Raw genomic sequence first — 12,620 nt, forward strand, 5'->3', positions numbered from 1 at the left:
AATACATAATAATATCAAGCTCCAAGGGGATATCCTTGGAGCTTTTTTTATGGATACATAAATGTAAATTAATGTTAAAAGTATCTGTCTGATTTGATACATTAAGGTATTATGAGTAAATTACTAATATGTTATACTAATTAAACTAATTGCTTATCGAAACACTAATACTCTTTTAATATAAAACCAAACTCTAGCTTAATTAGGGAATTGTATGAAATTACTAAAAAATAAGACAGATCAAGAAATAATCCATTTGTATATTCAGGGAGATGAGAATGGATTAAAAGAGTTAGTAGATCGATATAAAAGAAAAGTATACACTTCAATATATGTACGTGTTAAAGATTCGTACTTGGCTGAAGATCTTTTTCAAGATACTTTTATAAAGGTTATCAATACAATTAAATCGGGTCGCTATAATGAAGAAGGTAAGTTTTTACCTTGGGTAATGCGCGTCGCCTATAATGTGGTAATCGATCATTTTAGAAAACAAAAAAGAGCTCCTACCATAGTTAATTCAGATGGCTATGATATTTTTGAGGTATTAGTATTCTCCGATGATAATGCAGAGAATGTTATGGTAAAAAATCAAATAGATAAGGATTTGAAACGGATAATTCAACTTTTACCAGATGACCAAAAGGAGGTTTTAATAATGAGACATTTTTGCGGTATGAGTTTTAAAGAAATTGCAGAAATTACCGATGTCAGTATTAATACGGCATTAGGACGTATGCGTTATGCTTTAGCAAACTTAAGGCGTAAGATAGAAGAGCATAATTTAACTTTTCATTTTTAAGAGTTTCTCGTTATTTACGTATCAAGCCTATCAATATTTATATCTGATAGGCTTTTTTAGCCTTATATAGTACACAAATGTGCAATAAATAGTATTTTTATAATATATACCAACGGGAAATACATCATGTCGAATATAGATTTCATTCGGGAAGAAACAGCTGCTAATATTGGGAATTTTTTAGTGGGTAGGTTATTGCCATTTCGTCAGAAAAGAGCAATTGGACCATTTGTATTTATTGATCATATGGGGCCAGCATGTTTGGCAGACCATGAAAACCTAGATGTCGGACCACATCCCCACATTGGTCTATCTACATTGACGTATTTATTCGAAGGCTCCATATTTCATCGCGATAGTTTGGGAACTGCCATTGAAATTATGCCCGGTGCTGTCAATTGGATGACAGCTGGTAAAGGTGTCGTTCATTCGGAGCGAACGCCTGAATATCTGCGCCAAAAGGATAAATTTTTGCACGGCTTGCAAATTTGGGTGGCTTTGCCTAAAGAATTGGAATTTATGGATCCCGAATTTCATCATATCGAAGCCAAAGATATTCCGGAATGGGAAGAAGATACCGTTCATTATAAACTTATTGCAGGGGATCTCTTTGGTCACAAATCACCTGTCCCAGTATATAGCAAGCTCTATATGATAGAAATAAAAACAGGTGATGTTGGGAAAATCATTGATTTTAAAAGTCAATTATTTGGTGAAAGTGGTTTGTATATTCTCAATGGAGAGATTGAAAGCGGTGGTTTTACCTACGGTAATAAACAAATATTAATTACACTAGATGCGCATCTATGTTCTTTTGAAATGAAACCCAATACTACAGTTTATATTTTTGGTGGAGAGCCCTTTCCTGAAGAGCGTTTTATCTATTGGAATTTTGTAGCTACAGCTAAGGAAACCATTGAAGAAGCTAAAGTGAAATGGCAAAATCATCAATTCGATAAAGTGCCAGGTGATGATGGCTATGTACCATTGCGATAGCATAAAATAAATATAACAAAATAAGAGGAGCTGTATAGTACAGCTTCTCTTTTTTTGTTAAGTATTGTTAATTATTTTCTCTTAAACGATATTTTCGTAGTTTATTACTACTTTTAAGAATCAATTATAAAAGTAATCTACTTATCAGGGGAATTTGTGTGTTGTAGTTAATGAGAAAGAATATCTTGTATTCCGTTGTTTTAAAAACCAATGGTTTAATTATTCGAAGAAAACGGCATAGTTGATATTAATTACCATACTTATAAACTAAATGAGAAGATTACTCCTATCAATTCTATTTTTATTTTTTTCTATTAATACCTTTTCACAGACCAAGATTTCTGGAATAGTTGTAGATGGTGCAGATAATGGGAAATTAGAAAAGGCTTCTATAGCCATTCTGAATCAAGTAGATTCTATCTTAGTAAAGTTTGCCTGGACCAAAGATAATGGTTCGTTTTTATTGACAGACTTAGATACAGGTAGTTATAAACTGATCGTATCCTATCCAAAATATGCCGATTATACTAGAGATTTTCAACTAACAAACGAGGATATCAATATCGGTACACTCAAATTGTCCAAAGCAGCTTTGTTATTAGAAGAAGTATCGGTAACAGGTGCTGTACCTATAGTACTTAAAGGGGATACTACAGTTTATAATGCCTCTAGTTTTCAGGTCGCCAAAGATGCAAATGTAGAGGATTTACTGAAAGTATTACCGGGAATCACTGTAGATGCGAATGGTAATATAACCGCTCAGGGCAAAGAAGTAAAGAAAGTATTATTGGACGGAGAGGAATTTTTTGGGAATGATCCTAAGTTAATAACGAAAAATATCCGATCTAATATGGTGGATAAAGTAATGGTATATGAAAAGAAATCTGATGTAGCAGTACGTACAGGGATAGATGATGGAGAACGTACCCAGACCATAGATATCACCCTGAAACAAGACATGAAAAAAGGTACTTTCGGTCAAGTATTAGCAGGTGGAGGTACGGATCGTTATTACGGATTCAAAGGGATGGTTAACAAATTCAAAGGATCGGAAAAAATTGCTGCTTATGGCATATATTCTAATGATGGAATGGTAAGTCTCGGTTTTGAAGATGGACAGAAGTATGGAGTGGGAGGTAGCACTAATGTTCAAGCCGAGGATGGTGCTATTTTTATTACTTCTTCATCGGACGATGTTGTAAATAGTGGATGGGCGGGTAATTATAATGGTAATGGTGTACCTACAGCATTAAATCTAGGCGCTAGTTATTCCAATAAGTTCAATAAAGATAAGCATAAGTTAAATGTCAATTATCAAAGAGCCCAAATGTCTGTGGATAATAATAGAACTTATTTTTCTCAAAATAATCTTCCTGATATCGCTCGAATAGAAAATTCTACAGGCTTTACCAATAATGAGACAAAGAATAATAATGCCAATGTGCGCTATGATTTTAAAGTGGATTCTTTAGCAGATATAACCTTCAAATTTGGCTATGCACAAACGAATAGAGATAATAAATCATATAGCAATTCGCAAGATCAAAACTTGGATTTTTCGCTCATCAATGAAGTGGAATCTGATGATATCGGCCATCGATCGAGTGAAAATATAAATGCTAGTATTTTATTAACCCGAAAGTTTCTAAAGCTTCGTCGATCCATTACTTTAAATTCTTCTATAGCATCAAATAAAGATAATGGAAATGCTAATTATTATTCTTTAACTCAATTTGCTAACAATGATCCAAATCTATTAATTGATCAGTATAAGACGGATAATTCAAAGAATACTAATTTCAATGCTTCTTTGAGCTATTCAGAGCCTCTTTCCAAAAGATGGACTGGAACGGTCGGTTATGCTGTAGGGAATAATACTAACGCTATCTTGAATAAATCTTTTGATAAAGATCCTTCAACAGGATTATACGATATATTGGATCAAAATCAGTTAAATGATTTTAATCAGCATACGATCAGTAATGCGGTGAATGCAGGTGTTAATTATAAGAATGATAAGTTAACATTTAATGCCAGTAATAGATTTAGTTTTGAAACAGTAGAGCGCGTTTATAATACCTTGAATAGTACCTTGAATAGAAATCAACAATCTGTTGCTCCTACGGTATCGGCAAATTATAAAATCACGAAAAGTAAAAATTTGAGCTTTTATTATAATGGACGTACTACACAACCATCCTTGAATCAAATAGAACCCTTGAATCAGAATAGAGAAACTGTGGTCAACTATTTACCAAATCCTGATCTGCAGTCTGGTTTTAGAAATTCGTATAATCTTTATTTTAATTCCTACAAACAAATAAAGGATCAAAGCTTTTATAGCAGTATCTATATGACGCAATCTTTTAATGCTGTAACAGCAAAAGTAAACTACTTTAGTGAGACGGGGAAAAGGGATATTCAATATGTTAATATTAAGAAACCAAATACATATATTTCCTTTTATTCCGAATATCGTCAACCTATATGGAAGCGGTTTAATTTGAGTGGAAATTTAGGCGGTAGCTTGAATTATAACAATTCTTTTAACTATCTGTCTGTAAATAATGGAGAATCAGAATTAAACAATAATGAAACGTATAATATCACCCCAAATATTGGATTTAATTCTTATATAGCTGATAAATGGAGCTTTTATGTAAATGTCAATCCTGGATTTCAGTTTATGAAATCTACTTTACAGCCAGACTTAAATAGTAATACATTTACTTTTAGTTCTTATTTTAATTTTAATTATACTTTAACTAAGGGTATCAAAGTAGGTTTTAATGGGAATCAATCTTACGAAGCTGCCACACAGACATTGAAAGCTTTCAATGTCTTCAATATGAATGGTTTTATCTCTAAGAAATTCTTTAAAGATAAATCTTTGGAGACACAGCTATTTGTAAATGATATCTTCAACCGCAATAGCGGAGTGCGTAGGAGTCAAAGTGGCTATGCTTTTACACAGACAACCAATGATGTGCTGCATAGATATGCTATGCTCAAGTTGATTTATAATTTTACCAGTATGAAAGGAGGCGAATAATATGAAAAAGTATATCGTAGTAAATTTGGTTTTGTTGTTTAGTATTTTTTCTGCTTCAGCACAATATGCTTATTTTGCCAATAGCGGTACAATAACTTATGAATCTAGGTTTCATTTGCAAAATTTTATTAAAAATCATTACCTCAATAAGCCTGTTATGGATGTGTGGGATAAATTTTCCGTGGAGAATGTCGTGAAAAATGGCCCTCAGGAGATCTTAACCAAATATACCCTCAAATTTAGTGGTCAGGAAACACTTTTTGAAACGATAAAAGAAGAATATCCAGACAACTATAGAAGTGGAATAGCTTACTTACCTACATTCAAAGATTCTAAAACATATACTGATTTTAGGATAGGACAATATCAGCGTTTATTACCTTTTGGTGATGATGAGTTGATAGTTAAAGATACTGTGCCTATCGTAAAGTGGAAATATACAGATGAATACCGCAATATAGCAGGTTATGATTGTAGACGTGCTAATGGTATCATCCAAGATTCGATCTATGTAGTTGCTTTTTTTTCCAATCAACTAGCGATTCCGGCAGGACCTGAGTTGATACAGGGGCTACCGGGTGTGATTCTCGGCGTATCTATTCCATATTTAAATATCAATATGTTTGCTACTTCAGTGCAGTTGAACAATGATGTCGTATCTTCTACCTTGACCAAAAAGAAAAAAGTTGTCCCTGAGGAGAAGGTTGTTGTAGTGAAGAAATTGAGATCTTCGGTTTACGATTGGTTAAATGACAATGAATTTCAAAAAGCATTAAGACGAGTCTTTTTATAAGGACTCGTCTCCAATAGCAATTGGTAGGGTAGAGTCGGCGCCCCATTCTGCCCATGAGCCGTCATATACGGCTATATTTTTGTAATCAGCTTCGTATGCTGCCAATGCCAAGACCGAAGCTGTAATCCCCGAACCACATGAAAATATATTTAAACCTTCTTGCGTTAATAGGCTAGATAATGTTTCTTTTACAGCTGTAGTATCTTTCATGTAGATGCCTGCTAGTACCTCTTCAAAAGGTATATTGTATGATTGTGGAATATGTCCTGAACGGACCCCCTCTCTAGGTTCGGGTATAGTCCCTAAGAATCGTCCTTTTCCGCGTGCATCTATGATACGTGTTGATTTTTCAGGTAATAGTGATAGTACAAATTGGGTGTCGGCAAACCAATTGTTTTGTTTTTTGGCTTCAAAATTACCTAATTCGTTGGAGGTGATGTGTTCACTTACAGTCGGCAAACCATTGGATTCCCATGCTGGTAAACCTCCATTGAGTACGTATACATTTTTATGCCCCATATAGTTGAACATCCACCAAGCACGTGGACTACTGTATACTCCCCAACGATCATAAATGATAAGGATAGAATCATCGTTTATTCCTAATTGTTGTGCTTTAGCAGTAAAATTCACCATATCTATCATCGTATGAGGTAGACTTGTCGTATGATCTGAAAAATTATGCTCGATATCAAAGAATAATGAATTGGGAATAAGCTTTACATGGCTGTTATCAATTTTTTGATTGACTTTGTCTATCGTAGCATCCAATACTATAGTTTTTGGATTAGCTAATAATTCTTTGGACTGCTCTATCGTAATTAAACTCGTCATGGTGCTGTTTTTATAGTTATACTAAAGTATGCATTTCCAAATTAATAGTTTGTTACTTTGGTTATTAATATTACAAAAAAGGCCTTCATTCATATGATTAAAGGCCTTTATCTTAATAAGTGTGTAGGTTATTAGTGGTTTAAAACTTTTCGGATTATATCAAATGTTTTGTCTATATCGTTGATAGATACCGTTAGATGCGGTCTGAAGCGTATACTTTTTTCTCCACAGCCCAAAATCAATAGCTTCTGTTGAAATGCATCACTAACAAATTGGTCTCTTGTTTTTTCATCTTCAAAGTCAAAGGAACAAAGTAGCCCTTTGCCACGTGCATTGGATAAAAAAGGAAAGTCTTTTACCAATTGATGAATTTTAGCTAACATATAATTACCTAATTCTTGTGCTAAGAAAACAAGGTTTTCTTTTTCTATCACTTCTAGTATGAGTTGAAAGCGAATCATATCGACCAAGTTACCTCCGAAGGTGGAGTTTATACGGCTTGACTCTTTAAAAACATGATTCTCTACACGGTCAAATTTATCCCTATTGGCTAGAACGCCACATACTTGAGTTTTTTTGCCAAAAGCGATTAGATCAGGGATGATACCATAATGTTCGTAGCTCCACATTTTTCCTGTCATAGCAATACCTGTTTGTACTTCATCTAATATAAGTAGGATATCATGCTCGTCACAGATGCTGCGCAATTGTTGCAAAAACTCTGCTCTGAAATGATTGTCTCCACCTTCAGATTGAATAGTTTCTATTATTAAACAAGCAATTTCATGTGGATTATTGGCAATAGCGTTATTTATTTGATCTATTGCTGTTTTTTCTACTGTAATAGTACTGGCTATAGATTCTTCCGTTAATGGGAATGTCAATTTCGGATTTATAATACGTGGCCAGTCAAATTTTGGAAAGTACATATACTTTCTAGGATCCTTGGTATTGGTCAATGATAATGTATAACCCGAACGTCCATGGAATGCTTGCTTGAAATGTATGACTTGACTAGCTTCCTTTTCTATTCCTTGAGAAATATTCAATCTCGTTTTCCAATCAAATGCTGCTTTAAGGGCATTTTCTACAGCCAATGCTCCTCCATCAATAAAGAAAGAGTATGATAACTCTTCTGGTATGGCTACACGGGAGAATGTTTCCATAAATGCAGCAAATTGTTGTGGGTAAATATCTGATAGTGCTAATTTATTTATGGCTACATCTTCGAGTAAATGTTTATTCTCTAGTATATGAGGATTATTGTAACCGATAGGTGATGAAGCGAACATACTAAACATGTCCAAGTATTCATCCCCATTGATGTCAACAATGTAAGAATTATGTGATTTGTTAAGGTCTATTACTAGCGGAAAACCATCCGCTAGTATGTGTTTTGCTAGTATTTTGTGTGTTTCTCTCATAATATAGGTTGTATGATATTAGGTTATAGATCAAATTTAATCCCTTGTGCTAAAGGTAAACTTGTTGTATAGTTGATCGTATTTGTCTGTCTGCGCATATACGCCTTCCACGCATCTGACCCTGATTCTCGACCACCGCCAGTTTCTTTCTCTCCCCCGAAAGCACCACCTATTTCCGCTCCTGATGTTCCGATATTCACATTAGCAATACCACAATCAGAACCATTTTGGCTCAAGAATATTTCGGACTCACGAAGATTTGAAGTCATTATTGCAGAAGATAACCCTTGACGTACCGCATTTTGAAGTTGGATAGCATTGTCCACTTCACCTGTGTATTTGATAAGATAAAGTATAGGTGCAAAAGTTTCATGTTGTACGATGTCGTAGTGATTCTCTACCTCGGCAATTACAGGTGTGACGTAGCAACCACTTTCATAACCTGCTCCTGTCAATACTTCTCCCGGAACTAGTATTTCTCCACCTTGTTTTTTGATTTCTTCAAGCGCTGTTAAGTACATATGTACAGCATCAGTATCAATAAGTGGACCCATATGATGATTCGTATCTAGAGGATCTCCGATTTTTATCTGTTTGTAAGCATCTACTAAAGCGTTTTTGACTTTATCGTAAATACTTTCATGTATGATTAATCTTCTTGTGCTAGTACATCTTTGCCCCGCAGTACCGACAGCACCAAATACAGCGCCAATAACCGTCATTTTTAAATCAGCACTAGGCGTTACGATGATTGCATTGTTGCCACCTAACTCCAATAAACTTTTACCTAATCGACCAGCTACGGTTTTAGCTACTTCTTTCCCCATTCTTGTAGATCCAGTAGCAGAAACTAAAGTGATACGCTCATCTTCAGCAATCCATTTCCCCACCTCAGCGTCTCCTGTTACTAAGGATGAAATTCCCTCTGGTAGATTATTCTTTTTTAATATATCTGCGATGATCTGTTGACAGGCAACGGCACAAATGGGTGTTTTTTCGGATGGTTTCCATACGATTACATTTCCACACACCAACGCCAATGCTGCATTCCATGCCCATACCGCTACCGGAAAGTTAAAGGCAGTGATAATACCAATAACGCCTAACGGGTGGTATTGGTCATACATCCGATGGCCAGGTCTTTCGGAGTGAATTGTGTTACCGTACAATTGTCTTGATAATCCTACTGCAAAGTCACAGATATCGATCATTTCTTGTACTTCACCCATACCTTCTTGGTATGATTTGCCCATTTCATAGGATACTAATTTCCCTAATGTAGGCTTTAGTTCTCTTAGTTTATCACCTAGCTGACGTACTATTTCTCCACGTTTTGGTGAGGGGATATCACGCCATAGTAGCTTTGCTTTTGCGGCTTCCGCCAATACTTGATCATATTCATTGCGTGTGGTGCTTTTAACAGATGCTATTAATTTACCATTTGTAGGTGAGTATGATTTAATAATATCACCCTTCGCAAACCATGTGTTACCTGTTGAAGTACCTAGATTTTCAACATCTATGTTTATTGATTTTAATTCTTCTGTTGTCATGTAATGGTTTATATTATTCGAAAATTAATACAAAATAGAGAATATAATTTATTTTTTAAACTAAAGTTGTGAATTTGTTTTGTGTTTTTAAATGTTTTGCCAAATAAATCTTGGAATATCATGATGATTATTGAATGTTGTTCTTCCTGTAGATCGGATTTTTACCTGAAGTATGAATTATGTTTGGTTCTTTGTTTTGTTTAAATTCGGTACGATCTGGTATATCTTTTTTCGTACTAATGTTACTGCTATTGTTCGTTGTTTGACTGCTTTGAATTACACTAAAGAAAGGATATAATTTGGAAAACAAATTGCTCATTATCGATCTAGCATAAGAAATTAGCTCACATGATTATTAATAATAGTAATATGCAGCTTTTGAGCGGGCTACTTGGGTGGATGATAATAAATTTTTGCTGAATAGATTTCCGTGGAGAATTACCATAATGTAGGTATGGTTTTGGATGTTACACGTGAATCACGCTATTATTGGCTGTTATGGGAATTGATTAGGATTTTTCAATAATGTGGCATATAATGAATTTGGAATCCTTATTCACATAGGATGGAACTCATGATAGCTATGTTTTGTCTATGGGGCAAGACATTACAGGGGTTATCTTTTTTTAATTGGTTTATATATAGAGTTTTTGCTATTTTTAAATAAACCTATTATAATTTTATGCGCTATTTATTTCTCTTCGTCTTATTTTTTTATCTCAATAATGCTTTTGCTCAAAAAAATGTGCTTTTTGAATTTGGAGATGCCAAATGTCTGAATAGCTTGATTGATGGCAAATCTGTTGATCAGCCTCTTCGGTGGATTGATGTTAATACTTCTTCCGATACTTGGGAGGTCAATGGGGATATTTTAGTTTCTACAGGTAATCCTATTGGTGTTATACGTTCTGAAAAAATGTATCAAAATTTTATATTACAGGTGGAGTGGAGGCATCTTCAACAAGGTGGTAATTCAGGTGTTTTTGTATGGTGTGATGCCTTACCTGATGCTGAATCACGTTTGCCTAATGGCGTAGAGGTTCAAATGTTAGAATTGGATTGGGTCAATCAAAATAAAAAAAATGGTGAAGTACAACCCATAGCTTACGTTCATGGTGAGTTATTTGGCGCTGGTACTGTCACTACTGTTCCTGATAATCCAAGGGGAGAGCGTAGCAAATCTATTGAAAATCGGTGCCTTGGTGTGGGGCAATGGAATAAGTATACTGTAGTTTGTATTGATGGGACAATAAAATTATCTGTAAATGGTAAATATGTTAATGGGGTACGCTTAGCCAGTAATCGCAAAGGATATTTGTGTTTAGAAGCTGAGGGAGCGCCTATTGAATTTAAAAATTTACATCTTATAGAGCTTGATGGAGGCGTGATCTCTGATCAACATATTGTAAAAGAGATTTTGAACTGATCTGTTCTTAGGCGTTGCAATTTAGATTACTCCTCTTAATACGAAGCATTTCAAATATAATATTCGCTAACCATGACCAGGTGATGTACAAACATCACCTGGTCATGAGAAATTATTTGTTTATGGGTTGATGAAGCATGAGATCATCGATTACTTTTGCTATTTCGCGGGAAGGATATTTATGGATTAAAAAACGATGATTTCCTTCTTCGGATGGAAGCCAATAATTTAGTCCATTTGACTGTACAATGAATTTACCAGGACCGCTTATGTAAAAGTATCTTTCAGGATCTCGTGCAGCTACTAATACTGCTGTTTGGTCCCATGAGCTGCGTTCTTTTTCCCCCTCCTTCGAATATGTATCAAAATTATATTTATATCCAACAGATATTGGACTTAGTGTGTCATTTAGTGCAGCGACTTTTGCGCCTGTTTTAATCTTGTCACCGATTTCAAATCCACTTAATAATATCGGTTTAGGGAAATTGTTAAATGCATATACTGATGCGGTGGAGTCTTCAAATACATTAAACTCTCTTCCATCAGGGAAAGTCCCTGCCATAGCAACCCAATTTTTAACTTTTTTGTTTACCAATTCTAAACCATTCATATTTGAAATAGTATCGGGATTAGATTTTAATAAATCACTAATGTTAGTCATAAAGCCTACAGTAAGTATAGTTACGCTATTGTCTGGTTGACTAGCTAAAATTTTTCTGTATACTGTTACGGCTGGTTCGTACTTCTTTCCTTTAGATGCGGGATGGAACTGTGCTATAAGTTTATTATTCCAGTTATTACTAGCTGTGAAATTTAATGCTGATGATGAGGCATCACCAATAGGTATATTTGGCCTGCCAAAATATCTATTTAATACTTCAATTGTTGGCGAAATATCTGGATGACCATTGCTTGATACTGTTGCTAATATTTCTAATTCGTTACTATCAGCTAAAGCGTGTAAAACAGCTATAGCTCCAATGTCATCATAATCAGGCCCCATGTCAGTGTCGAATATTACTTGAGCAGGTTTCTTTTCGCTGTCGAAGGTTGAGTTAGACTTATTAGTTGTGGTTAAATTTGAATTGCACGCTATTATGCCTAATGTAGCAATGCAGATCGCAAATGATCTTATTAAGATGCTCATAAAATGGTTTTAATGGTTGTTATCTATTTAGTTTATATTATACTATCATTAATGTAACTATATAATTGTTTTATTTATAATTGGTTATATGATAAGTTTCAGTGCTTATTTATAAAGAAGGCTATTGTATATAATTATATAAGTTTATTGTAATTTAAATACTTTTTTTAATTTATCGAATTATTTTAGGTTAAAAATTCATTTTATCCGTCATCGTATCAACAACTTAGCTGCTATTTCAGAAAATAAGGAATAAAACACTTGGAAGTAGGATATATTTTGTGCTATCTTTGCACCACTCCGCAAGGGAGTAACGGTTGGTAACAACCTTGAAAAGTAGAGTAGAAGATGTTTAAGCATAGAAATATGCGAAAAACAAAAAGAAAAATCTTCAAATAAAATTTGGAGGTTAGAATAAATTTTCTACCTTTGCAGTCCCGACGGAAACGAAGGGAAAACAAAAAATGATAAGTACAGCAGTAATGCTCGAAATATAAGCAGAAGCGCGATGCGGATGCGAAGAAAGTTCTTTAAGAAAATGATCATGTAGCGTAATGAGTAGTTGAGAAACGAAAGTTACAATTTAACTTTAA

Annotated in this window: 9 protein-coding genes; 5 read left to right on the forward strand and 4 right to left on the reverse strand. The window is 34.5% G+C overall.

What is annotated here, in order from left to right; genetic code table 11:
• Positions 1 to 214 precede the first annotated feature (214 nt).
• From IP023_RS13575 to IP023_RS13590, 4 genes are all read left to right on the forward strand, one after another.
• Complete coding sequence (locus IP023_RS13575; protein ID WP_241790939.1) at positions 215 to 802, forward strand: RNA polymerase sigma factor; 588 nt, start codon at positions 215 to 217, stop codon at positions 800 to 802.
• 126 nt (positions 803 to 928) lie between these two features.
• A complete protein-coding gene (locus IP023_RS13580) occupies positions 929 to 1,798 on the forward strand; it encodes a pirin family protein (protein WP_241790940.1) in 870 nt (289 codons plus the stop codon).
• A 271-nt stretch (positions 1,799 to 2,069) separates the two neighbouring features.
• On the forward strand, positions 2,070 to 4,850 hold the full coding sequence (locus tag IP023_RS13585) for a TonB-dependent receptor (RefSeq protein ID WP_241790941.1): 2,781 nt from the start codon (positions 2,070 to 2,072) through the stop codon (positions 4,848 to 4,850).
• A 1-nt stretch (position 4,851) separates the two neighbouring features.
• Positions 4,852 to 5,643 (forward strand): GLPGLI family protein, encoded by a 792-nt coding sequence (locus IP023_RS13590; protein ID WP_241790942.1) that lies wholly within the window; start codon positions 4,852 to 4,854, stop codon positions 5,641 to 5,643.
• Here the strand turns inward: IP023_RS13590 and IP023_RS13595 are convergent.
• The 3 genes from IP023_RS13595 to amaB all read right to left on the reverse strand — a co-directional run bounded on the left by IP023_RS13595 (position 5,638) and on the right by amaB (position 9,454).
• Positions 5,638 to 6,477, reverse strand: a complete 840-nt coding sequence (locus tag IP023_RS13595) for a sulfurtransferase (protein WP_241790943.1) — start codon at positions 6,475 to 6,477, stop codon at positions 5,638 to 5,640. The two genes, IP023_RS13590 and IP023_RS13595, sit on opposite strands and share 6 nt — an antisense overlap.
• Before the next feature lie 131 nt (positions 6,478 to 6,608).
• Entirely contained in the window at positions 6,609 to 7,901 is a 1,293-nt protein-coding gene (gene lat, locus IP023_RS13600; protein ID WP_241790944.1) for an L-lysine 6-transaminase, read from the reverse strand.
• 23 nt (positions 7,902 to 7,924) lie between these two features.
• Positions 7,925 to 9,454, reverse strand: a complete 1,530-nt coding sequence (gene amaB / locus IP023_RS13605) for an L-piperidine-6-carboxylate dehydrogenase (RefSeq protein ID WP_241790945.1) — start codon at positions 9,452 to 9,454, stop codon at positions 7,925 to 7,927.
• A gap of 682 nt (positions 9,455 to 10,136) precedes the next feature.
• Here amaB and IP023_RS13610 point away from each other — a divergent pair.
• Complete coding sequence (locus IP023_RS13610; protein ID WP_241790946.1) at positions 10,137 to 10,880, forward strand: 3-keto-disaccharide hydrolase; 744 nt, start codon at positions 10,137 to 10,139, stop codon at positions 10,878 to 10,880.
• 112 nt (positions 10,881 to 10,992) lie between these two features.
• Here IP023_RS13610 and IP023_RS13615 read toward each other — a convergent pair whose 3' ends face one another.
• A complete protein-coding gene (locus IP023_RS13615; RefSeq protein ID WP_241790947.1) occupies positions 10,993 to 12,027 on the reverse strand; it encodes a nucleoside hydrolase in 1,035 nt (344 codons plus the stop codon).
• Positions 12,028 to 12,620 lie beyond the last annotated feature (593 nt).

The sequence above is a fragment of the Sphingobacterium rhinopitheci genome (genome assembly GCF_022627575.1).
In the GTDB taxonomy this organism is placed as follows: Bacteria; Bacteroidota; Bacteroidia; order Sphingobacteriales; family Sphingobacteriaceae; genus Sphingobacterium; species Sphingobacterium rhinopitheci.

What these genes read in the sequence shown, in the direction of transcription:
- IP023_RS13575 (WP_241790939.1), top strand. Translation starts at nt 215, where the DNA reads ATGAAATTACTAAAAAATAAGACAGATCAAGAAATAATCCATTTGTAT.
- IP023_RS13580 (WP_241790940.1), top strand. Translation starts at nt 929, where the DNA reads ATGTCGAATATAGATTTCATTCGGGAAGAAACAGCTGCTAATATTGGG.
- IP023_RS13585 (WP_241790941.1), top strand. Translation starts at nt 2,070, where the DNA reads ATGAGAAGATTACTCCTATCAATTCTATTTTTATTTTTTTCTATTAAT.
- IP023_RS13590 (WP_241790942.1), top strand. Translation starts at nt 4,852, where the DNA reads ATGAAAAAGTATATCGTAGTAAATTTGGTTTTGTTGTTTAGTATTTTT.
- IP023_RS13595 (WP_241790943.1), bottom strand. Translation starts at nt 6,477, where the DNA reads ATGACGAGTTTAATTACGATAGAGCAGTCCAAAGAATTATTAGCTAAT.
- lat (WP_241790944.1), bottom strand. Translation starts at nt 7,901, where the DNA reads ATGAGAGAAACACACAAAATACTAGCAAAACACATACTAGCGGATGGT.
- amaB (WP_241790945.1), bottom strand. Translation starts at nt 9,454, where the DNA reads ATGACAACAGAAGAATTAAAATCAATAAACATAGATGTTGAAAATCTA.
- IP023_RS13610 (WP_241790946.1), top strand. Translation starts at nt 10,137, where the DNA reads ATGCGCTATTTATTTCTCTTCGTCTTATTTTTTTATCTCAATAATGCT.
- IP023_RS13615 (WP_241790947.1), bottom strand. Translation starts at nt 12,027, where the DNA reads ATGAGCATCTTAATAAGATCATTTGCGATCTGCATTGCTACATTAGGC.